The following is a 22,497-nucleotide window of genomic DNA, read 5'->3' as shown; positions in this document are numbered from 1 at the left end:
ACCTCGCGCGTTGGCCTCGTGCCGTTCACGACCGCGCCCTCATCCCGCCGGCTTCAGATCGGACAGCAGGTCGCCGAGGACAGCCTCCTCCTCCACGCGCACACCCAGCTCGTCGAGCGCCACCGCGAGAGGCGGATCCCACGGTGCGTCGGTCGGCGTGCCGGTGAGTCCCAGCGAGCTGGCGCCCGCCGCGACGGCGGCACGGTAGTGGCTGGCCGTGAAGCGCCAGGGCTCCCACGGGACGCTCCGAAGCAGTGTCGAGGCGATGCGCAGGCCGCCCCAGTCGAAGTCCCCGTGGTACCGGAGGAACGCCCCCCGGTCGCACATCCGCCGCAACAGGGTGAGCGCCGCCGTGGACGGCTGGCCCTGGACACACACCATCGGTGGGCACTCCGCCCCGTACGCCCCCGCGCCTGCCACGAGAACCGCCGGATTCTCGCAGACATGCACCCGCGCTTCTCCGGCCGGCCGTCCGGCCGCCCCCGGGGCCGTCGGATGCCGAGCCAGCTGGCGCAGCGTCAACACCGCCGGCTCTCCCCTGTCCGCCATCCAGTCCAGGGCCGGCGTGCCACGCAGGTTGAGCGTGAGCACCGTCGACGACACGTCATCCTTCAGCAGCCCCACCGCGGCCCACGCCTCTCGCTGCGGGCCCGCCCCCCGTTCCTCCTCAAGGCCCGCGAGCGCTCGGGCTCCGGACAGCACGAGAGTCGCCAACGGCCGACCGTCGTCCAGCGCGTGGGCGTCTCCGAGAACCCGTGCGGCGAAGGCCGACACCGGGACGGCGGGAACGGCGGGCAGCGCGCCAAGGGCCACGACCGCGCTCTCCACGAGGGAACGCGCGCCGCGCGGGGTGCGGGCGAGGCGTCGTATGCGGCCCTCCTCCCTCATCCGCGCCGCCCACTCCGCGAGCCCGGCATCCAGAAGTTGCAGCGGCGAGAGCGCCTCCTCCCACGCCCGGGCCTCCTCGGCCCTCCGCGCCCCGAGCGGGTACACCGGTCCCGTCAGAGCGACAACCGCGCCGCCCAGCCCCTCCGCGCTCACCCCCGAACGACGCAGCACGGCGTCCACGTCCTCCAGCCGTACGCTCAGCGACCCGCCCACGGACGGGCCACGGCCCAACAGGCTCTCGACGGCGCGCCGCTGAGGGTCGGTGGGGGCCGTGAGGGTGACGGTGCCCGTGAGCGGTTTCCCGCCGGCCATGCGGTGACGGGCACGGCGCACGAGCCAGGCCAGCTCGGGGTCCCCCAGGAGCCGACGCAGACGGGCCTCGTCGACACCCGCGGACTCGCCGGCCCGAGGTCGGCCCGCCGTCTCGCCCCGGCGAGGGTCCGCCGCGCGCCGTCCGCCCTCCTCCGACGGCCCGCGCCCGGTGGGTTCGGTCATTCCCACAGCCCTTCCTGGGCCCGCGGGCCGACCGCCGCCCCGGCGCCGGGGGTCACCGGGCCCCGCCCCTCCGCGTCGTCGCTCTCCCCGGCGCCCGGGTGCGTTCCGTCCCACGGGTCTCCGCGGGAGTCGGGCTCGGCGCCGCGTGTCCGCTCGGTCCCGTCCCATTCCCACCGGGTGACCAGCACCGCCGCGATCCCGTCGACGCGCGAGAGCTGCGCGATGGCGATGCCGGGAACCTGCGGATAGCAGGCCCACTCACGTTCGCTGGTCATGACGACATCGAGGTCGAAGGCGTGCAGCAGGCCGAGACACTTGGCCCGGGAGTCGTCGTCCACCCCCGCGAACGCCTCGTCGAGCGTCACCAGTCGGGGGGCGTACGCTCCCCGAGCGCTCGCGTAGTGCGAGGAGGCCGCGGCGAACAGGGGAACGGAGGCGGCGAGCACGCGTTCCCCGCCCGAGGCAGGGCCCGTGGCGGAGACCCACTTGCCGTGCTGCTGCCGCTCGACGCCGAACTCGTGCCAGGCCCGGTAGTCGAGCGCCGCCGTCAGGTCCTCCAGCCAACTGCCCGAGCTGCCGTCGGCCTGCTGGCGGGCGATCTGCGTCTGGAGGAACTCCCCCACCGCCACTCGGTCCTCGGGAGACCAGGCGTCCTCGGACTGCCGCAGCCGCTCACGGACCTGGGTGAGCCCGGGAGGCGCCTTGCGGGAGCCCCGCCACACGAGCCTCAGCCTCATCCCGGTCGAGGTGGGCCGTTCGTCCAACTCGGCGTTCATGGAGCTGACCTGACGCTCCGCGGCCCCGATCAGCTCCCGGAGGGTGCCGGCCACCTCGGTGATCAGATGGTTTTCGAGGACCTCGCGTTCGTGCGCGGAGAGGATGCGGGTCAGCTCCTCGACCTCGGCGGCGAGCGCCTCGGTGAGCTCCTCGATGGCCCGTCGACGCCCCTGGTAGACGATGTCGACACGCATCCCGTCCTCGCTCGGATACCCCGAGGCGCTGTGCCCGTTGCGGGACAGGGCGTCCTGGAGTTTGACGAACTCCTCGCTGAGCCGCTTCTGTACGCGCTCCCAGGCGCCGTCCGAGTCGTCGACGCCGGAGAGCTCCGTCTCGACGGCGCGGGCCAGGGCGATCGCCGGAGTGGCCGCCCAGGTCTCGTTGTCCGTGTCCGGAACGGCGGCCCCCGGCAGAGCCACGTGCAGCAGTCCGGTCGCGGCGAAGCGCCGCAGGGCCGCAATGGCCCTTTCCCTGGCGGCGGTCGCATCGGTCAGCCCCTTGGCGAGCTGGTCGGCGCGGCCCTCGGCATGACTGGCGCGCCGGTCGGCCTCGGCGCGGGCGTCCTGGGCCGTCTTCAGCTCCCGGGCGCATGTCCGCGTCTCCTCGGCCGTCTCGGCGAGCCGGCGTTGGAGCTCGGCGACCGCCGCGCCCACGGTGGAGACCAGGGTGGCGTGCCGCGCGTCGGCCGCCTCAGCCGCCTGGGCGGCCTCGCCGGCCCGCTCGGCGAACTCGGCTCCGCGCGCCGCGGCCCGTTCCGTCTCCGCACTCTCCGTCTCGGCGGACCTTCGGGCCTCGGCCCGCGCCCGCAACGCGGGCCAGAACTCGGCGAGAAGAGTGGAGAGTTCGGCGAGCGCCCGCCGAACGACGGCCAGGCCGTCCCGGTCGGCCGGCAGACCGACGTCCGCGGCCGTGGTGTCCAACTCCTCCGTCGCGGCGTCCATGCCACGGACCGCCTCCGCGAGCTCCCGGGTCCTGCTCTCGTGGCGCGCGCGGGCCCGATGCGTCGCGTCCGTGGCCGCCGTGACCAAGGCGTGAGCGGTGCGCAGGGCGTCGTCGTCGGGGAAGGACGCCAGTTCGTCGTCCAGGGTGCGACGGAGGGACTCCGTCTCCCGCAGCTGCCGGTTCACCTCGTCCGTCCGCGCACCGAGGGAGACGAGTTCGACGCGTAGCGCCTCCATGCGTGCCCGGCGGGCGGCCTCCCTCGCCCCCTCCCCGACGTACTCGGCGGTCGTCTTGGTCCAACTGCCGGTGAGCGCACCGACCCGGAAACGGCCGTCGCCGGACACCCAGGTCCCCGCGACACGGGACTCGGGTGGTGCGCCACCGGTCGGGACCAGGCCGATCGCGGCCAGCAGCCGCCGGATCACCGGCACACCCACGGCAGCCGCCCGCGCGTCGGCCTGGTCCACCGACGGATTCAGCGCATCGCCCAGGCTCTGCCCGAGGGCCGAGGAGTCCGGTTCCAGGAAGATGTCGTGGCCGTCCGGGCCCATCGCCGTGCCGTCGGGCCTGACCCAGGCGTCCAGCAGGCCGGACGCCTCCAACGCCGCCTCCAGGCCCGCGCGTTCGCCGTCGGGGACGGCGTCCCGGAACTCGACGAGCCGCCACAACGGTGCCCCTTCCTGACCGTCCCGCACACCGGGCGATCGAGTCCTGGGCGCCTCGGGGGCGGCCTGCCCGCCTCGTTCCAACGTCGTGAGCTCCCGCTCGCACCGCGCCCGACCCTCGGCCAGCGCGTCGGCCTGACCGCTGAGCCCGGCTGCGTGGTCGGCGAGCTCGGCCACGCGCCCGCGGTGCGCGCGGGACACCGTCGTGCGGGCGGGATTGGGGCCCTCCAGCGTGGCCACCCACTCCTGGAGGCCGTCCAGCAGTCCGGGGAGGTCGGGGACGGGGAGCTCGACGCACGCCGCGAGGTGGTCACGCACGTCGTCGACCAGCGCCGCGCCCAGGCCCGCGACGTTCTCCTCGGCCTCGGCCAGCCGTGCCCCGCTGTGCACGACCTCCTCCTGGGCCTCGTCGACCCGCCGCAGCGACGCCCGGTGCTCGGCCTCCGCCCGGCTCACGCGCTCCAAGAGCTCTTCCAGGTGCTCGACGGTGCGACGTCGGCGATCGGTCGACTCAGCGGTCGTGCGGCGGAGTTCGGCCTCGGGAACGCCGTCCGGCACGAGCTCGCCGGCGAGCCTGCCGGCGCTCGCCGTCTCCCCGACGCGGATCCGCAGCCCACTCACCGCCCGCTCGGCGGCGGCGACGCGGTTCTCGGCCTCGGCCAGCCGTTCCACGGCGCGGCGGTGCGCGGCGTCGGCCTGCCCGAAGTCCCGATCGGCCCGCGTGCGTTCGGCCGCGGTTCGGGCGGCGTCCTCAGCCGCCTGTTCGAGCGCCCGCGCGTCGCGCATCTCGGGTCCGGCGCGCAGCGCGGCCTCCTGCGCGGAGAGGCGGACGGCCCGCTCCTCCAGCGCCGAGGCACTCGCCTCAGCCGCCGCCCCGTCCTCCACGGCGCGCGCCCGTTCGCCCTGGGCCTGAGCGAGGTCGCGTCGCAGTTGCTCGTACCGGGCGTGCTCGCTCCGTGGCAACCTGGCGCGCCTCCGAGTGGCGACGCGTGCGTAGCGTCGGTAGTGGTCGAGGAAGACGCTGGCCGCCCTCTCCGCCTCACTCGCCGCCACCAGCTCCGCCTTCTCCTCGTCGAGGGAACGGAACGCCTCGGCCACGTCGGCGATCACCGCCTGGTCGACGGGCGGGAGGGCCTCGGTGAGCGCACGGGAGAGCGCCGCCTCGTTGGGCCGCTTGGACAGCTGCGGCTGGCGGAGCTGGATCAACAGGTCCACCAGCGCGCCGTAGCGGCGCTCGCCCAACCCGAAGAGAGCCTCGTCGACCGCCCTGCGGTACGCCTTGGCCGTGTCGTGGACCAGGCCGTGTGAACCGATCGCCTCGGCGAGCCGGTCCCTGGACAGGGCCGTCCCGGTGGCGTCGAGGAGGCCGAGCAGCCCGGGCCCGGTCCCGATCCGCTGGTCGGTGACGGCGAACCAGTGGCGGGCGATGCCCCGCCCGCTCACCGCTTTCAGCCCGCAGAGCAGGGTGCGGAAGTGTTCCTCCCCGCTTGTCCCGTCCCGCCTCCCGAACTCGATCCAGGTGTATCCGAGCCGTTCCTGGTGCGGATGCTCCCCGCCGAGCAGCAGGTTCCACTCCATGCGTTTCCCGGGGTCGCCGTCGGGCTCCACGCGCCGCGCCGAGAGGTCGCCGTCGAGGAGGAACGGGAGAGTCAGCGCCAGGACCTTCGACTTGCCGGTGCCGTTGTTGCCTCTGAGTAGCAGTCTGCCGTCGTGGAACCAGAACTCCTCGACGTCGTAGTGGAAGAGATCGACGAGCCCGATGCGCAGGGGACGCCACCGGCCCGGCGCGGGGGCGGGCAGTGCGGTCACCTTCGGCCCCCTCGCCGTGCGGGTACGCGGTGGGCGTGCGGACGAGGAGTCATGGACGTCTCCCTCGCTCACGGCTGTCCTCCCTCACGGTCGCCGACATCGCTCCCCCTGAGCCGCGGGGCGCCGACCGCGTACCGCGCCAGAGCGGGGCGCGCACGGATGCCCTCGGCCGTCCTGGCCACCAGGCCGAGGGCGGCGAGCCTCTCCACGGCCCACTCGACGAACTCGGACTCGACGCCCGGCTCCCTGGCCGCCTTCGTCCAGAAACCGCCGTACTCGCCCGCCAGCTCGCGGACCCTCAGCTCCAGTTCCTCCGGGCCGACGACCCCGTGGCGGCCGGCCAGGTGTCCGGCCAGCAGCAGGGTGATGTGTCCGCGAGTGCCCTGCTCGGGCATGCGGATGTCGGTCAGGTCGTCCAGCGGGTCGACCATGGCGATGCCCTCGGCGCGCACCTCGGGGACCAGCCCGGTGAACTCGGTGACCCGTGCGGTGATGAACCCGCGTTGCCGGGTGAGATAGGCCAACTCGTCATCCGCCAGCTCGTCGTAGTACAGCACCGGGTCGTCGAGCAGGCGACGGGTGAGCTTCCAACGAATCGCGCGAAACCGGAGCTCGTCGCTGTCCAGAGCGGAGTCCGCGGTCAGCTCCGTCAGACGGTCTTCGAGACCGGCGTCCGTCACCATCGACGGGCCGCGCCTGGACGTGAGCAGCCCGGCCAGCACCCGACGCCGCACGTCGTAGAGCACGTCGCCCGCCCCGTTGACATACGCCTCCTCGTCGCCGGCCACCCGGTGCAACACCCCCAGCCGCAGCAGCAGCCGTACCACGGCCGCCAGGTCGAGGCGCTCGTCCCTGCGGTCCAGCGTGAACGTGACGCCCGCCTCGACGAGACAAGGGTCGGCAGCCGCCACCAGCACCTGCTCGGCGAGCCGCCCGAGGGCCACCTGTGTCTCGCCCCGCTCCAACGAGGCCAGGGTCAGACAGAACAACACGTAGCGGCGGCGGGTGAACGGAAGCGCCGCGCGACTCGGTTCGCGCGCCGGATGGCTGGCGTCGGCGAGGGACCCCGGGCTCTTGCGCAACCGGGCGACCTCGGCGTCGACGCGGAGCGACCAGCCGACATTGCGGTCGAACCACTCACGCAGCTCCGCCTCGTACCGGCGCACCAGTCGGAACTCGTCCGCGTACGGACCGCCATCGGTCAGCAGCGGCTCCTTGAGCAGAGCGCGCGCCGCCTTCCGGATATCGGCGGCCCGCTGCCCCTCCAGCACCTCTCCGAGCGGGTCAGCCATCGGACTCCTCCCTCGCACGACCGGACGCGGAGCCGGCCGGACGCCCCTCGGTGAGGTCGACGATCTCCACGAGGTGGTCGGGTCCCCGGAAGACCCCTCCGGGCGTGCGGATCTCCGCGCGCGTGCCGTCGTCGACGACGGCCAGCCGGATCTCCATCGCGCCGTCACCGCTGGTGGCCACCGTCCGGGCCATGCCGGGCCGCCATGTCGAGAGGGCGTCACCGAGCAACCGCAGGAACAGGTCGAAGGCGACCGGATCCAGCTCTCCGAGCCGGGACAGCCGCGTCGGACCGTCGGTCGCCAGCTCCGCGCGTGCTCGCGCCGTCTGCTGGACCTGTCGCGCGGTCAGCTCCGCGAGCTTTCGACGGGCCTCCGTCCTGTCGGCCACCCGACGAGGCCGGCCCCGGCGCTCGTAGCTGCCGGTGCGGCGCAACTGCGGGCTGATGCGAACCGGTTCGGAATCCGGCCACGGAGTGGCTGCCGGCACCGGGGCGACGCGGCGAGCCTCCAGAGTGTCGGCGTCCACGGTGAGGTGCCGCGCCGGGTACAACCCGAACGCCACCCTCCACAAGCGGTGCCGCGCCTCGTCGTCGGGGGCTTCGGCGAACCAGCGGGCCAACGTGCGGAAGTCCGCCGACCGGTCCGACCGGCCGGCCCGCCGGTCGTTCAACTGGCGCACCACGGACAGGAGCTGCGGAATCGAGCCAAGCGCGCGTCTGCGCAGCAGCCCGGCCTGCGACTCCCGCCCCTCCTCCGAGACGAACCACTCGGCCAGGCCCCGCCAGCGCACCTGCCAGCGTCGGTAGCCCAGCTCCGCGGCCTGTTCCGCCTCTCCGGGCGCCGCGTCCTCGGCCTCCCGAGCCGCCGCGAGACGCAGCAGCGGATCGACGTGGCCCTGCTCGGCGAGGGTCCCGATAAGCGAGGCGATCTGCCCACCCAGCGTGATCAGGTCCTGGATGAACCGCTCCAAGTACTGGATCAGGCGGTCCTTGTAGGCGAGAAAGGCTTCCACCTCGACGCCGTGCAGGTCGATGGTGCGTTGCAGGAAGCCCATGAAGGCACGCGCGTTGTCCGCGAGGGCGCTGAAGCGCTCGGTGAGCGCCACCAGGGTCAGGTGGGTCTTCGCCGGGTCGGGTACCTCCTCGTCGGCGATGACAAGCAGGACATGCAACTGGTCGACGATGTCGCGCAGCGCCACCGCCTGGAGCTCGCCCCGCCGGCCCAGCGCCGTGTCATACGTCCCCAGCGCCGCCTCGGCGGCCTCCCCGGCCTGGGTGAGCTGGTAGATGAAGCGCTTCCGGTAGAAGTCCTCCGGGGTCGTGACCCGGCCCGTGTCCGGATCGGCACGGAGATTGCCCCAGTGGGCCAGGCTGTCCAGCGCCTTGGTGAGGGCGTCGAGATCCGGGGGCCGTCGCGCCGCCGCCAGCCCCGCGTACACCTCCTCCGGCCGAAGATGCACCGCGAAGCGCTCCTTGGCCTCCGTGAACACGCCCATCACGCCGCGGTAGAGCGTGACGTTGGGGGCGGTGAGGTGTGCGAAGGGGCCGTAGTCGACGCGGTCGACGCGTCCTTCGGGACCGGTTGCAGGGGACGTCATGGCTCGTCCATGGTCCTCACACACCGGACGCGACCGCGCGCCATTGGCCGGATCTCGCCACCGCTCGCCGGGGAGCTGTCCGGATCGCGTCCCCTACGAGCGCGCGCGTCCATCACGCCACCGCCCCCGCTCGGGGGCGCGGAGCACTCGACCGGGCTGCAATGATCGACCTGGCGATCCCGTCTACGCTGGCGGAAAGTTCCGAACTCGGCTGTGACAGATCGAGAACATGCCGATGAAGCATGATCGCTCCCCCCGGGACAGCGACGCGTAGAGGATCACTGTCTGCTTCTCCCGACGCGGACACGAGGTGCCCTTCCGCCAAGCCGAAGCAGGTACAGTACGCCAGCATCTGGTACAGATTCTCCCGTCTGACACCTTGCTGGTACTTCGCGTCCACGACGATCACGGGATGAAGCCGCCCGTCGGCGGCGGATAGCCGGTGGACCAGGTCCGGCAGCAGCACGTGCTCGCCGGCATCGTCGAGGTGGTGGGTACGCGGATGAGACTGACTGCTTCCGCCGATGTGCCGTTCGATGGCCGCACCGAGGCTACTGGCGATGAAGTCCTCGAATATTTTCTCCATGTTGAACAACAGGCCGTCCACACCGGCATGGCGTTGTCCCTCGTACTCAAACGAGGAACCACGGAGAATGATCTCCGCGAGCCGCAGTGCGTCAACGTAGTGCCTGTTGAGGCGGTTCGGCACCCAGGAGGGCACGGCGACGCCGGGGAGAGGCGCTGCGACGCCTTCGAGTTGGGCGTCGATCCGACGCAACTGGGCGCGCGGGCCCGGCTGGATACCCGTCAGGCGAGCGAGCCGACGGGCAGCTCCGCGCAGGAGCTGGTTCTCAGGTATGTCAGGAGTGTGTTCCTCATAGGCGATCTCCAGCGGCAGGGCAAGACCGGGGCGCCGACGAAACTGTGCCGCAGCGCGGAAACGCCCACGCAGCATCATCGCGGTTTCCTCTCGGCCGGTGTATCCGAACAGCGGGCCGGTGCGCAGGGCCCGTTCGGCAGCACGCACGAAAAACGTCGCGATCGCGGGCAACAGCTCGTGGCGCACCGATGCGTCGATGGAGTGAGACTGCCAACGCAGCCGTCTCCCCTGAGCGTGCGACAGCAGGTAAAGCAGCCGGTCGATGGCGATCTTTGGGGCGATACGCAGCATGACAGCGCCATTGCCCCGGCCGAGCCTTACGGCACCAACGGTCCTTCTCGCCCGCATTTCCCAAAGGGCACCACCCAGTGGGCCCCCCGCGGGGCGAACTTCGACAAGCTTCCGGGCTTCCTGCGTGCTGAGGGTATTGACCTGGGCATGGGTCAGTGGCTGGGCGCACCAATCTGCGCCTTCCCTGAGGACTACAGGCTGGCTCGGATCAGGTGGGACCGAAGCTTCGAGAGCCAGCGGAGGCGTTGCGGTAGGTGAACCGTCCGATCCGCAGACCGCCGTCCTCGTGCCTACCGGATTCACCTTCACAGCGTCTCCCGAAGCGGTCACTCGGTAGCTCCGGGTGCTGCCGTCGGTGCTCCGGCCGGTGAATCGGCCCTCACCGCACCGTGGCCAGTCCCCGCGGCAAGACTGGTCTCCTGGCGCAACACGTCCAAGCCGTACTCGGCCTCCACGTCCACGTCATCACCCCAGTGAAGCTCCGTGAGAAGTGGAAGGATCTGGTATCGCCAAACACGATCCAACCCTCTGGAATGGGTGTGCACGGCAGGTCGCATAAAATATGAGGGGCCGATCCGGAAGTCCCGGTCGTCAAGCCGGGCACGCTCGATTCGAGTATTGAGGGCATCGAGCAGGATCGCCGCGTCGAGCGGGAGCTTCCTCTTCTCCAGCCAATCCCGCAGGAGATATCTCACTGGCTTTCGGGCCGGATGAAGTTCCATGAAGGAGAAGCGCCGACGCATCGCAGCATCCATGAAGGAAATGGATCGGTCACTGGTGTTCATCGTCCCGATGATGACCAGATTCGGAGGTAGACGGAACCGGCGCCCCTCATCGGAACCGTAAAGCAGGTGCACGTGCTCCGCACGGTACTCAAGCAGGAAATACAACTCACCGAATACTTTCGCGAGATGACCGCGGTTTATCTCATCGATGACCAGGACGAACGTCTCGCCCTTGCTCCTCTCCGCGTCTTCAGCGAGCGCCTTGAGCGGCCCCGACACAAGTTCGAAAACGATGTCCGGCCGGGTATCGACCGGCCCGCCAGAGGATCGGTCGCGCCCGGAAAGGGATCCGGCCATCCCTTTCTCCCCCTCCTGCTTTGCGGAGGGAAAAGCGCGAGGACGAAAACCTTCGAAGAAGTCCTCGTAGGAGTACGAGGGATGGAACTGTACCAGTCGAATGTTTGCCTGGCGGTCTCCGGTGAGATGGCGGGCCAGCGCAAGGGCGGTGTAGGTTTTTCCGGTGCCGGATGGACCGTAGAGAATCAGTTGCGGCCGGTCACGAAGCACTTCCACGCATTCTTGCAGCCACTCGGGATCCGGCATGGTCAATTTTTCAGCCAACTCTTGAGTGGCGTCTGGGAGTTCGGCGTCAGCAACCGAACCGCTTGGAGTCCGACTGGGGTCCTCGTCCAGGAGAACCTCAAGGTCCGCAATAGAATCGGACAGTTCCAGCAGACCAGCGCTCGGGTTCCCCAACGGACCGGTCAGGTGCCGGGGCAGGTCATCGACTGTGAGCGGGGTATCGACATTGACCCACTTTACCGGCCGCTGCAACACCGTCCCATCGCCGGTGGACACGTACGTAGCCGCGCCCTCCGCGAACTCGCCGAGGTAGACACTGTCGCCGTCCGTTGTGACGATGACGTCGCCCCCCTCCATCCGCGAAAGAAATATGTGAATGGAAACGGCAATCTCATTGCGGCGAGATGCACTCAGATCGGCGCAGTAGGTGTCGATGACCTCTCGAATCCCCTTCGGATCCGTCTCGGATTCGAGAGCAGGGAGACGATCCACCGAGAGTGTGCAGACGCTCTTGTCCCGCCAAACGGAGCGGATGAGGGGCACTCCGGCGAGGTCCACGCCTCGAATCAACCAGGCATGACGGGGCCGTTCAGATTCCCCGGTTGTGATGCCCTGCCCGGCCACCATCTCGAACAGTTGCTCTTTCGGCAGCCTTCGATTAAGCCCCGCCCTCACCGCTCGACTTTCGGAAGCCGCGGCGTCATAGACGCGGCTCTCCTTCAGAAGTGCGCGCCACTCATCGTATTCACCCTCCGCCAGTTCAAGCTGCTCGGGCACCTCTCCGTCCTGCCCCAGGGCGAGATGCCAGCCACGTACAAGTGCGGCCTGGATCCACGACCGCAACGGCTCCTCTTTCAGCCCCACAGCCTCTGCGAGCTCGGCTGTCACGACCCACTGGTGGGAGTCAAACAGCACGTCCAGCACGTCCGCCGCCTGGTTGAAGGCCACGCGCTCGGCACTCCAATAACCGTACCGTTCCAGAGCACGTGACAGGAGGGCTTCCCTATCCCCCTCGTAAGCGGTGAACGCCTGGCGTCCTGGGCCGGTCAGTCGCCACTTTCGGCCTGCCTTACAGAGCCAACCCGCTTTGCCGAGGTTGATGCTGTCGTATCGCAACTTGGTACGCGCGGTGGTGGCTATATCCGGAAACGTCTCCTCCCACTCCCTCTTCAGACCGGGATCAACTTCCTGCACTCGCTCCCACACTTCGCTGAAGGCGAGTCCCTGCCCAGCTGGCAGTCGGTGCAGAACCTTCATGGCGGCATGCACCGCCCGCGCGCTCAACTCGGTCGCGGCACTCACAGCATCCCCTCCCCGTGGGCTGCGCCCCACGCGGCTTCCCGGCCAGATCAACCTCAACGTATCCAAAGTAACCGCCGCGACTGATACCCCTTCCGCCTCGACGGCGAACCTGGCCAGCCGGCTCCTTGCATCCCATGTTCTGTCCCGAGGCGGCATCGAGTAGGACTCAAGCCGCGCGCCACGCACCCGACCCGGCAGCCTCCGTCATCGAATACCGGAGGGGTCTGCGCCTCAGCTGCCAGCTCACCCGTCGCGGCAAGCCCACGCACGGGAGGCGAGCCGAACGGCCATCCAGGGCCGCTGGACCCTCGTGCGGGACGGTCGGCTCCGGCCAAGTTGGTCCTCGAACGAAGGTTCATTCGTCTTCCTCCGTCTCGGGTTCCACGGCCAACCCGGCGGCGTCCATCAGGTCCGGGTCGAGATCGTCCCCCGTCGTGCTCCACCGCTCTCGTTCCTCAGCCGGCCCCGTCGCCTCCCCTCCTGGGCCGTCGTCAGTCTCCGTGAGCATCGGCAGCACATATGCCTGCGCAAGCCCCGCAAGGTGAAGTGGAAGCGGCAGAGACAACGCTGCCCCATAGTCCGGCGCTTGACGCAGTTGGTGTACGGCGAGGGCTAGAGCCTCGGCCTGGTCCGGCTTACCCAGTGCTGGGACGGCCGGGTCGCCGTCCGCGTGACAGCCGAGAACCGCGATCTCGACCAGAGTCGGGTTCCAGGCGCTGGTGCCCGCCTGTGAGGTGAGATTGCCCGCGGCGTTGACTCGCGTGGCCAGGCGGTCGAGGGCGGGTGACACCGCATGAGTACCGGGGCGTTCCGTGGTGCTGTAGAAGATTCGGTCGCGTGCAGAATCCATGCTCTGCGTCACGGCGGTCTGGCCCCAGAAACCTGCTGGCTGCCCGTGCGGCTTACCGGGATTCGCCAACCCCCACCACTGCGCGGACTCCCGTCCGCCATAACCGCGGACCCGCACCAAGCGGAGTTCATCGTCGAGCCGACCCGCGGGAGCGTGGCCAGCCCGAATCAAGTCCCGCTCAATCTGCCCGTCCTGCAGCCACGGCCAGTGAAGCCTGCTGTTTTGTGCATGAGTGATCAGCGCGGTTGGCTGACCACGCAGCGAGTGCAGTACGCGCTGGAGAAATGTCGCCGTCTCCTTGCGCTGCTGGGCGAGGTTGGTGCGCCACTGTTTGCCGGTCACACGGAGACTTCCGGTATGCGGGGCGGTGTTTTCCGGAGTGGGCTCCGTGAATGTCTCGGGCTCGATCTCGGCCTGCTTCACCAGGCCGAGAAGGAAGCGTGGATACGTCACCCACTCCCCCGCGGCATCGTCCCAGCCCTGGACGGCCGCCAAACCCACCGCGCCCGGCAGCGGGGTAACCAGAACGGCTACGGGCAGATGTTTGGGCAGCCGGGTCGGACCGTCTTTTCGACGCTTCACCATCCAGATCGCGGCATACTGAAGTCGCTCGGGCAGGTCGTCGCCGAGCGTGTGCTGCGGCAGTACACGTACACCGAGTTGGCGCAGACCGTCGAGCCAGGAGCTGCGGGTTCGATGTTCAACGCTGTCCGCGTTGTCAATCTGTCGGTCGGTGGACGGGGTCACGACGAACTGAGTCAGTACACCCGCGTCGGCACACCCCAAGCGGACGGCGAACTTGGGGTCGGTCGTCGACGGGCGGAAGGTACTGCGGTGAGCGATCTCCACCAGGGCGAGTTCAGGGCGATCTGGGTCAGCGCCGTCCGCGATCAGCCACGAGCGAAGGTCTTTGCGGCGTTCACCGATGGCTGTCGCGATGGCCGTGCCCTTCCCCCTGGCGGCTGGATCGGGCGACAACCGGTCTCCAAGTCCCTCGGTCAGGGGCAGGCAACGCAGTCGCACGGTGAGCTCTTCCGTCCGCCATTCGAGGACGACCGGTTCTCCGGGCCTGGCCTCGTCGAAGTCGCGGTCCGTGATCGCTGATTCAGACGCGCCACCGTCCCCATCCAGACCAAGGACGTATGCGAACTGGGCCACAGCCTTCTTCCGGACCTCTGGTGACTGCCACAGCAACCGCACCTCCACCAGCGGCGGGCCACCGCAATGCTGGGGACGTCCGGCGATCCGCACCTGGGTCGCCAGGTTTGCCCTGCGTGCCTGTGTCTCGCGCAGCAGCTCGGCTTTCTTGGCCTCGTCGGTCCTCGGTTTGGGCCGCCGGTTCTCCGGTGCGCCGATGCCCCTGCCACGTCCCCGCGCTAGATCGGGTACGCGCACCACCATCTCCGGGAGGGCCTGCTCGGCCCATTCGGTCAGCTGGGCTCGCTGGTTGGACATGAACCCGGTTCCGATCTCGTGCTTGCCCATCCTCGTGCTGTGCACCACCGCGGCGCGGACGCCGCGGCCCTCACCGATCCAGGATTCCGGTTCGGTAAGGAGTTCTTCAGGGGCGGGGAAGTTGCCGGCAAGGCTGAGTCCACGCAGAATGCCAGCGGGGTCGTTCTCCGACCACGCGAAAGTGTCGGCCTCCCGGTCCCGGCGGAGTCTCGCGAGTGCGTGGCGCTCGGTGACCGGTGCACCGGGAAGCCAGGGGATGGTGGGCTGCAAGTAGACGGTGGTGGCCTCCCGGTAGGACAGGTTGAGTCGTTTGGTGGCTGCCCGCGGATGCGTTGCCCATCGGCGCACGCTCCAGTGCAGATGAAGGCGCGGCCACGGATCGAACGGCGTGGTGTGAAGGGAAATGTTGAGCACGACGGAGAACCACCACTCCTTGCGCTTGACCGTCCGGCACAGAGGCTGCGACATCAGCTCGGCTCCCTGGTCACGAGGTCCCCGAGGCACAGCACGAAAGCGCAGCTCACCACCTTCGAAGCAGTACGGAGGGAGGGACAGGATGCGGCGGGCCAACGCGTCGGTGGCAAGCTGGAACTGCCGAGGATCGGGGGCGGCGGTACCGCCAGTGGTGACGGAAGCGGTGAGCAGTTCGACGCCGGTGACCGACTGCCATTCGGGCAGGTTCCTCTTGAGGCTGGCGCTGCTCGCGAGCAGCAGCGAGCGGAATCCGGGATCCTGCCCGGCGTGCTTGGGGCCTAGTGTACGGAGCCAGGCATCCAGAAGCTGTTGGATGGAGCGTTCCGGGAGGGGGTCGGGCACTTCCGCAGGAACGTACATCCAGTAGTCCTCGGCGATTGGGTGGCCCTGCTCCGGCCCCGGCTCGACAGGGACACGGGGACGGGGGCGAACGATTACGTCAGGAGCGAGGGTCTGCAATACGCCGTCGAGCCGGCGTGTGGGCAGGGTGAACCGCCGTTTCTCCTCGTCCCGCGCATGGTTGTGCAGATCAAGGAGGTCCGCGTGCCAGTGTTCTGGAAAGGAGAGTGCGCGGAAGTCCGCGGTCCACGGCTCACCGCCTTCGGCTAGGCGGTACGCGGATCGGCGGATGTGCTGGTACATGCCCGTTCTCCCTGAGGTGTCGTAGATAGTCGGTCGCGTGCCGTGTTTTCAGCAGCTGGAGATGACGGGGCTCGGTATGCTCAGTCGGTGCCGTGCGGCTCGCGCGGAGCGTTCAGGCCGCACAGGGCCTCGTAGAGCGGCCGGTAGAGGAGCTTGACTAGTTCGCTGTCCGCCGGGTCGGCATCAATGTCGCGGACGGCGCTTCCGGCTAAGTGCGGGGCGAGGACATCTCGAAGGCGCACCAGCAGTCCCGGGTCGTTGGCACGAGACAGCCCGCTCCGGTCGGCGCCAGGCGCCTGCGCCGCCGCCAGGCGCGGTGCGAAGGCCGCGTCGACGAACACGACGCGGGCCGGTACACCACCACGAACGAGTCGACCGATGACCTGCCAGATGGTGACGAGCTGGTCCCAGACGAAGGATTCCTTCTCGTCGTCTGAGAGTGAGGAGTAGATGTAGGGGCGGGACAGCACGTGCCGCCAGACACGGCGAGCCAGAGTCCGGAAGGCGCCGCCCGCCGCGTCGAGACCGTCGGCCTTCGCGACCAGGTCGCCGAACCTTCCTTCGGAGCTGGTCAGTTGACCGCGTACGAATCGACTAGCCCAGTCATTGATGGCGAATACCGCCAGTGACAGGTCATCGGGCCGAGGATGAGGGCGGGCCAGGAAGAACACCGTTCCAAACGCAGCCACCCTCTCCTCACCAGCGCGTTGAGGAGAGGTGAGGACGTTGTGTCCTCGCTCGACTGCGAGTAGAGGGGCGACGAGGAGTTCGGCGTCCGGGTCCTCGGCGAAGGAAGCGAGGTCTCCGCGCCGCACCGCCGCCGTACTCCGTGTCCGGCTTCCCCTCGTCACCGCGCCATTGACCGCGGTTTCCAGTTCCGCGTCGTCGGCGGCAAGGACACGTACCCGGCCACGCCAGCGCGGAATCTCGTCCAGGGCCGTGGCGGCTACGCCCGCCTCCGCGTAACTGCCCACCAGGAGCAGTGCACGCCTACGACGCTGGTCGGAGATCTGGGCAAGCTCGCTCTGCAGCGGTGAGGTGGTTCCGTCGCTGCGGGGGCGGGCCAGTCGGCCGATCATCATCCGCAGGACATCCCCGCGTTTGTCGGGGTCCTGCCCGGAGAGACGGATCGCCTGTCCAGCAGCGTCGTGCACGAACTCGGTGCGGAACACGGTATGACGGATGGACCGCAGTGCCTTGTTCTGCGGTTTGAGTACCGCCCGGACGGGAGCGAGAACGTGGGCGCGGGTGGACGTGCCGGCCCAGCTGGTGCCTGACATCAGCAGAACGTGAGGGCCGACCTCTCCCCTACTGGGATCCGCACCAAGCTGGGGCAGGCCTAGGAGCAGCTCGCGGCCCACACCGGCGCAGCGAAAGAATCGCAGAGTTCCCGTGCGGCGGCCGTCCTGGTCTCGGGCGGCGGCACGTTCGTCGATCAGGTACTGGAATCCGAGGACGTTGCCCATGGGAGCTTCGGGCAGGAGCGGCGCGTAGTCGAGCGGCGGACGGCGGGTCAGTTCGTGACTCGCCGCGTCGAGCCGCAGCGCCGCCTCCACCTGGGGCCACAGGAATGTCACCCGATCCAGACGCTGGTGCAGCGCGGCAAGCACGAGGGTGAACTCCAGGCGCCGCGCGTTCAATTCACGCCACTCCTCGGTGAGGGGAACCTCCTCTCGCGCCGGCTCTTTGCCCTGTTCGGCAACGGTCTGTGGGCGCTGCTGAGGCCCCGGCGCTCCTACGAGAAAGGAGTCGAGGAGTGCGCGGACGCGCCTGCGTGTCTGCTTCTCATCGAGGGTGTGCAGGACATCGTGAGTGAGGGCGGTGAGCTCGTCAGCTGGTGACAGATAGGGTCCCCCTCCACCAAGCGGATCGTCCCGAAAGACATCGAAAAACCCGGTGATCTCACTCCGGCGACGCGCCCAGGGAACGTGCGGTCCCGGGCCTCTACTCCCTCCTGGCTCGTCCTCGCCTCTGCTCTCGTCCTCCTCGTCCTCGTAGAGCGCACTCTCGTCCTCGACGTCCGCAGTTTCCACGCCGTCCGAACCACCGACGGACCGGCCGAGCGCCAGCGGGTACCAAGCGGTCAGCAGCTTCTCCTGCAGGGTCCATGCGCTGAAGTAGTCGATCTGCGCCCAGTTCCTCAGCCCTTCATCGTCGATGAGCATGGCGTACAGCCGGTCCGCCGCAGAGCCGACAACGTCCAGGGCTGCGGACCACCGCTCCACGTCTTGGTCGGAGAGCTGCAGCCGTCCCTGCCGGGCGAGTTCAGCGATCTCATGGGTCTGCAACTGGTCGAGCCAGGATTCGGAGACACCGGTGGTGACAAGGGTGGCCGACGGCGCGAACATCTGGTCCAGCTGCATTTGCACGCGGTCGGCCTCGTCGACGACCACGATGTCGCTGCGCAGGCAGGCGAGTTCCAGGTAGCGCAACCGTTCGGCGTTGAGCTGACGCGGCACTGCCGTCTGGACAAGGCTGGCAGGGTTCGCCACCCAGATCAGTGCGTCTACGAGGTCGCGCGCGGCGGAGTGGCGAGGGCAGGCGCTCCACAACGGGCAGGCACGCGGAACGCCCCACGTCTCCTCTGTGTCGCTGTCGTCTTCATGCGACTGCTGCCCAACGGCGCCGCGGGCGCGTTCGAGCTCCCGCACGGCATGCTCGGCCGACAGCTGTGCGGCGGCATCGCCGGGTTCGGGTGACCTTTCTTGGCGCACGGGATGCAGTCCCCCGCACGGTGCGTCGTTGTAGCGCAATGGCTCAGATACGTCGAGCGCGCGCAGACCGTCCAGCGGGCAGGCTGTGCTCAGATGCCTGAAGGCCACGTCGGTGTGGGCGAGGAGCGAGTGCATCCCCCGTGCGGCGAGCCTACGGTGTAGTCGCTGGGTGTGCTGAGGCCGCGTTGTGCTGCCTTGAATCAAGGCGGCGTTCAGGCCCAGCCCGCGGAAGAGTTCGGTCAGGGACAGTTGTTCAGCCACATCACCGACGACGAGAGTGATGCGCCGTCCGTTGTTGTGCGCCCAGACCGCGAGAAGGGTCATCAGGGTCGACTTGCCGGCCCCGACCATGCCGACGAGGTGGGTGAGCTGATCGAGCGGCAGCGCGGACGCCGGCGCGAAGGCAGTCCCGTCCGCGGTACGAGCATCGAGGTCAAGGTCGTCGAAACGCTGCGCCCAGTTGCCGGCCTTCCGGCCGCGATGCTGCTCCTCCCTGTCCATCCACCGTGCCACGTCGGCGAGTTCGGCGAGCGGTACTTCCAGAGGCCCCGCACTGGTGGGACGTTCAGGGGTGAGGCTGTGGCCCGGAAGAGAATCTTGTACGAGGTCGGCCGGGATGAGGACGGAGGTGCGCCGGTGGCGACGGTCCATGAAGCGATGCTCGCCCGCCGCCGCCTGCTCCAGCGGTTTGACGGTGAAACCCGGCAGGCGCGCGAGGGCTTCCTCGTACACGGTGAAGCGGTCCGCGGCGACCACGAGAGGGAGCCGATACGCCGGTTCCCCGTCCGGGACGCGATACGCGCGCAACCGCTCCGGAAGTCGCAGGTAGGCGTCCAGGCACTGTCTCCACATCCTGCCCCGACGCATTGGCCAGAGCAGGTGCCGGGCCGCGACGAGCGCGACCTGTTCCGTCTCACCTACGGACAGCCCCGCGGCGCGCGCGAAGACGGGACCGTAGCCGCCCAATAGCGTCCACGCCCCGTCGGCGGAGTGGCCGGGCGCCACGGTTTCCATGAGCCGAAGCGCGAGCTCTACCTGGCAGAGCAGGGCGGGTCGGGTCCTCGCGTGTTCTTCGGGCCAGGGCCCCAACGCCGTCACGACCGGTTGGTACCAGCTGCTACGGTCACGCACCGTCGGCTCCGTCCTGTCTGGCTTCCTCGGTCGGCCTCGCGTTGTCCGCGGGACGGTTCCCTGACGCCTCTCGGCCAGGGCCCGATGGTCCGCCCGCTCGGGTGGGGCACGGGCCGATGAAGACATCCGGCCCCCGGCTGCCGGACAATCGCAGCTTCGCTGCCCTCACCAGCTGTCTGTCTGTCAGCAACCGCAATCCCCCCGCCTGCGGACCACGTTCCCTCGCATAGCTGCCTAGGTAGTCGCGACGTGCGCGGACCCTGAATTCCGGGACGACCCAGCAGGCTTCGTCGTAAGGCGGTTCGGCGCGCACCTCAGTCGCACTGCGGCCAAGGAAGGCGGGGTGGGCCCAGTCCTTGACGTCGATGGCCCAGACGTGTCCGTCCGGGAAAGTGACGCGTACGTCATACGAATCGAAGTTGGGCCACATCTCGACGGTGAGCCCCAGCGCCCGCAGCTCACCTTCCAGGGCGGTCTCCGCCTGTCCAGGACCGGTGACGAACAAGCGCAAAGGTTTACGCAGTTGACGCAGCTCTCCGGCCTCCGCCGCAACGAGCTCCCGGCCATGTGGCGCGGGCCCCCGGTGCCGGCACTGGTCCCGCTCGCACCACCACTCGGTGTCGGATACCGGGTGAAGCAAGGTCCGGCAGCGATGACAGCACAGGTATGAGCCATCCCGCCGGAACCCGGCCGGGACAGGCGCGTAGATCTCCTCGACTAGGAACCGGACCGGGTCGAGGAAGAGGTCACAGCTGATCTCCGCCCATTCCTCCTCAGTGAGGACGGGCCGAGTGACCAGAAGGCGACGGAATGCCGTGTATGACTCGGGTGCTGACATGGCGCGGCAGGCCCGAAGAGCTTCGTGGATGACCAGGCGGTCGTACTGGCGCCCAGTGCTGTCGCCGAACCCCCGTACGGCGAGTTCGTGACACAGCTGTGCGGGTTCCCCCGAGGCCTCGTCGATCAGCCGGTCTGCGGCATCGAACAAGTCGTGGGGCAGCTGGTCGAAGGGCCAACTGCTGAGCGGCCGGGCACGTGCCCAACGCATCATCTCGGGTACGCCGGCCGGAGGCATGGCCCCGTTGCGCAAACACCGCAGGACCAGCGCGTCCAGGGCACGCTGCGCGCTGGGAGGATAGGGCAAGGTGAAGGCATCGAGGTCGCCGACGGCTGCCAAATGCAGAACAGCGGTGGCGACGTCACGGAGCAGAACGACGTCCGGAGTGGACAACCAGTCCGGTACGAGCTGTCGGTCAGTCATAATCCGGAGTACCTCCTCACCGCTGCGGTGGCGCATGTACCGTCGGACCGTCGGCGCGTGAGGACGCGTCAACGTGCGCCAGCGGCTGGTCGAGGACATACGCGGTGCCCGGTCGACACCAGGTGCGCGCCCGGCAGCCGTGGCAGTGGCGCCCAGTCCTCGGTTCGTATGTGGTGTCATCCAGGAGCGGCTGAGCAAGGCCGGCGATGACGTTCCGAGCTTCGTCGACGACCTCAGCGCGGCCGGGGTCGAGGTGTTCGAGCCTGCTCTTTCCGCGGCTCTCGCGCAGATGCTCCAGTTCGACCCAGGAACGGCGCGGGTCATCTCCCAGTGCTCCGGCGTGGAACAACAGAACCGCGAGGGCCAGTTGCGGGTATGTGCGGAGCAGCGACTCCCGCTCCCACAGTGGGCGGGCAGATGTCTTCGTCTCACGCCAGATCCATCGACCGCGATGGGTGTACAGCAGGTCAGGTACAGCGAGGACGACGACATCGAGTTCCGGCACATAGGCCGCCACCCGGTGCTGCACGAGTACGCGTTCGTCGGCGTCAAGACCGTTGAGCGGGCACAGCAGCCTGTGCTCGGCCAGCATTTCGACGGCTTCACGCGCTGACGCGTCATCCAGGTCGGTGCTGGACCGCAGCGCGGCCGGATCGGGAGCGGCGCGATCCCGGCAGCCGCGTACCGGCTGTTCGCCGTGCCGCGCGTCCAGCCAGGAGTCGACGGCCCTGCCGCGCCGCGCTCCCTGGTTCTCGGTGGAGAGATCGTTGAGGTGCAGGCGCCGCACCAGGTGGTACTGGGCGGGACATTCGGCATACAGCCTCAGATCCCAGACGGAGACGGAGCGGCGCTTGCGTGCGGCAGACGGGGGTCGCCCTCCCCACAGGCTCGGAGTGCGCCTCAGGTCAGCACAGCCGACGATTGCTTTGCAGTCCACGCAGCTCTCGCCCGGCTGGGTGCCGGTCGCGGTCGTGGCGGCGAGAAACGCCGGCACCGCATCGGCCTCGAACCGCTTCCTCGCCTCGACGGGCCCCTCGCCGAAACGCGGTGCCGCGCCTAGTAGCGGTTCCACCGAACCATCCGCGCATCCCACGTCGAAGACGCGGACCAGGACAGGCGGTCGGACGGTGTCAGACGCCTCGGCGGGGGGCTCGTCTCGCGCTCTGCGCCGGCGGGTGGGTGCGCCATACGCCATCACCTGTGCCACGGCCCCGATCTCGGCGTCGGGGCGACTGGGCTTGGCCCGCCCCAGCGAGGGAATCCACAGGTCACGCACCGTTCCGTCGTCGGAGGCGTACACGCGCCCCCACAGGGTGTGTTCGTACTGCCGGGCGCCACGGGAGTCGGGTGAGTCCGAACGGCGGGTGCGCCACGTCCACGGGTGCTTGATCGCCGCGGTCGGCGGTAGCCCAGACTCCTCGGCAGCGGCCTGCTCGCGGGTACGTGCCGCGACATACCGTTCCAACGCGTGCGCTGTCCACGCGAGGTGCACCGGGTGGACCGACGCACCATGTCCACGGAAAGGCCCACGGGTACGGCGTATTTCTGCACGCACCCGCTCGATCGACCAGCCATGGTGTTCCACAAGGTCCAACGCCGTGAACAGTGGCCCGAACGTGAACTCCTCATACGGCGTGGGCAGAAACGGCACCGCCGGTTCGGCCATGAGCTGGGGCCGCATCGCCACGCGGCGGTGCGTGGGGCACGCTACGGCGTCGGGGCGAG

At 69.3% G+C, this 22,497-nt stretch carries 10 protein-coding genes; all 10 read right to left on the bottom strand.

What is annotated here, in order from left to right; translation table 11 throughout:
• Window positions 1-39 precede the first annotated feature (39 nt).
• The 10 genes from FH715_RS05520 to FH715_RS05475 all read right to left on the bottom strand — a co-directional run bounded on the left by FH715_RS05520 (window position 40) and on the right by FH715_RS05475 (window position 22,453).
• Window positions 40-1,383 carry a TIGR02679 family protein gene (locus FH715_RS05520; protein ID WP_139641291.1) on the bottom strand — a complete coding sequence of 448 codons (1,344 nt, stop codon included), beginning with the start codon at window positions 1,381-1,383 and terminating at the stop codon, window positions 40-42.
• On the bottom strand, window positions 1,380-5,576 hold the full coding sequence (locus FH715_RS05515) for a TIGR02680 family protein (protein WP_139641289.1): 4,197 nt from the start codon (window positions 5,574-5,576) through the stop codon (window positions 1,380-1,382). Before FH715_RS05515 ends, FH715_RS05520 begins: the two co-directional genes overlap by 4 nt.
• Window positions 5,577-5,644: 68 nt before the next feature.
• The gene (locus FH715_RS05510; protein WP_139641287.1) at window positions 5,645-6,868 is read right to left on the bottom strand and encodes a TIGR02678 family protein; all 1,224 of its coding nucleotides are present in this window, start codon (window positions 6,866-6,868) and stop codon (window positions 5,645-5,647) included.
• Window positions 6,861-8,465: a TIGR02677 family protein gene (locus tag FH715_RS05505; RefSeq protein WP_139641285.1), complete on the bottom strand. Its 1,605-nt coding sequence runs from the start codon at window positions 8,463-8,465 to the stop codon at window positions 6,861-6,863. The genes FH715_RS05510 and FH715_RS05505 overlap by 8 nt, the downstream gene beginning before the upstream one ends.
• A gap of 112 nt (window positions 8,466-8,577) precedes the next feature.
• Window positions 8,578-9,693, bottom strand: coding sequence for an McrC family protein (locus FH715_RS05500; RefSeq protein WP_139641284.1), 1,116 nt, complete (start codon window positions 9,691-9,693; stop codon window positions 8,578-8,580).
• Window positions 9,694-9,962: 269 nt separating this feature from the next.
• Window positions 9,963-12,245 carry an McrB family protein gene (locus FH715_RS05495; RefSeq protein WP_246108578.1) on the bottom strand — a complete coding sequence of 761 codons (2,283 nt, stop codon included), beginning with the start codon at window positions 12,243-12,245 and terminating at the stop codon, window positions 9,963-9,965.
• A gap of 355 nt (window positions 12,246-12,600) precedes the next feature.
• Window positions 12,601-15,666: a pPIWI_RE module domain-containing protein gene (locus FH715_RS05490; protein ID WP_139641282.1), complete on the bottom strand. Its 3,066-nt coding sequence runs from the start codon at window positions 15,664-15,666 to the stop codon at window positions 12,601-12,603.
• A gap of 80 nt (window positions 15,667-15,746) precedes the next feature.
• Window positions 15,747-19,478: a pPIWI_RE_Z domain-containing protein gene (locus tag FH715_RS05485; RefSeq protein ID WP_281290701.1), complete on the bottom strand. Its 3,732-nt coding sequence runs from the start codon at window positions 19,476-19,478 to the stop codon at window positions 15,747-15,749.
• Window positions 19,479-19,503: 25 nt separating this feature from the next.
• Window positions 19,504-20,772: a pPIWI_RE_Y domain-containing protein gene (locus FH715_RS05480; RefSeq protein WP_170184639.1), complete on the bottom strand. Its 1,269-nt coding sequence runs from the start codon at window positions 20,770-20,772 to the stop codon at window positions 19,504-19,506.
• 16 nt (window positions 20,773-20,788) lie between these two features.
• Window positions 20,789-22,453, bottom strand: a complete 1,665-nt coding sequence (locus FH715_RS05475; RefSeq protein WP_246108596.1) for a PD-(D/E)XK nuclease family protein — start codon at window positions 22,451-22,453, stop codon at window positions 20,789-20,791.
• Window positions 22,454-22,497: the final 44 nt, after the last annotated feature.

Source organism: Streptomyces sedi, from assembly GCF_006335015.1.
In the GTDB taxonomy this organism is placed as follows: Bacteria; Actinomycetota; Actinomycetes; order Streptomycetales; family Streptomycetaceae; genus Streptomyces; species Streptomyces sedi.
This window is presented reverse-complemented; position numbering and strand designations above follow the sequence as displayed.

What these genes read in the sequence shown, in the direction of transcription:
- FH715_RS05520 (WP_139641291.1), bottom strand. Translation starts at nt 1,383, where the DNA reads ATGACCGAACCCACCGGGCGCGGGCCGTCGGAGGAGGGCGGACGGCGC.
- FH715_RS05490 (WP_139641282.1), bottom strand. Translation starts at nt 15,666, where the DNA reads ATGTACCAGCACATCCGCCGATCCGCGTACCGCCTAGCCGAAGGCGGT.
- FH715_RS05500 (WP_139641284.1), bottom strand. Translation starts at nt 9,693, where the DNA reads ATGCGGGCGAGAAGGACCGTTGGTGCCGTAAGGCTCGGCCGGGGCAAT.
- FH715_RS05510 (WP_139641287.1), bottom strand. Translation starts at nt 6,868, where the DNA reads ATGGCTGACCCGCTCGGAGAGGTGCTGGAGGGGCAGCGGGCCGCCGAT.
- FH715_RS05480 (WP_170184639.1), bottom strand. Translation starts at nt 20,772, where the DNA reads ATGACTGACCGACAGCTCGTACCGGACTGGTTGTCCACTCCGGACGTC.
- FH715_RS05475 (WP_246108596.1), bottom strand. Translation starts at nt 22,453, where the DNA reads ATGCGGCCCCAGCTCATGGCCGAACCGGCGGTGCCGTTTCTGCCCACG.
- FH715_RS05505 (WP_139641285.1), bottom strand. Translation starts at nt 8,465, where the DNA reads ATGACGTCCCCTGCAACCGGTCCCGAAGGACGCGTCGACCGCGTCGAC.